Consider the following 389-nt stretch of genomic DNA (forward strand, 5'->3'; position numbering starts at 1 on the left):
TGTCGCAGCAGACCCAGTGACGAGTACGCGGGTTTCTGGGATTATTGAAAATACGGCGCAAGAACCGCTTGCCGGTGTTATTATAGAATTGGGTTCTTTGCAAACAGTCACCGCAGCAGATGGCTCGTTTATACTAGAAACTCCGGGGGCTTTACCTGACAACACCCTCAAAATTCGCGGCGAGGGAATTAGCGGGGATCTGACCTATCCGTTCATTGCTGAAAAGTTGCCACTGTTATTAGAACACGAGGTTTACACAGGGGTCAACAATGTCATCAGCCGGCCTATTTATTTGCCGCCAATTGACACGGCGAATGCCGAAACAATTGAGCCGGCGGCGGATGTCACGGTAACAACTTCTAATATACCGGGGGCGTCTGTATTTGTGG

Annotated in this window: 1 protein-coding gene; it reads left to right on the plus strand. The window is 49.9% G+C overall.

Going from position 1 to position 389, the window contains the following annotated elements:
- Window positions 1-16 precede the first annotated feature (16 nt).
- On the plus strand, window positions 17-389 hold a 373-nt coding region (locus OSC10802_RS57250; RefSeq protein WP_044172103.1), incomplete at its 3' end, for a hypothetical protein.

This window comes from Kamptonema formosum PCC 10802 (genome assembly GCF_000332335.1).
Classification (GTDB): domain Bacteria; phylum Cyanobacteriota; class Cyanobacteriia; order Cyanobacteriales; family Oscillatoriaceae; genus Oscillatoria.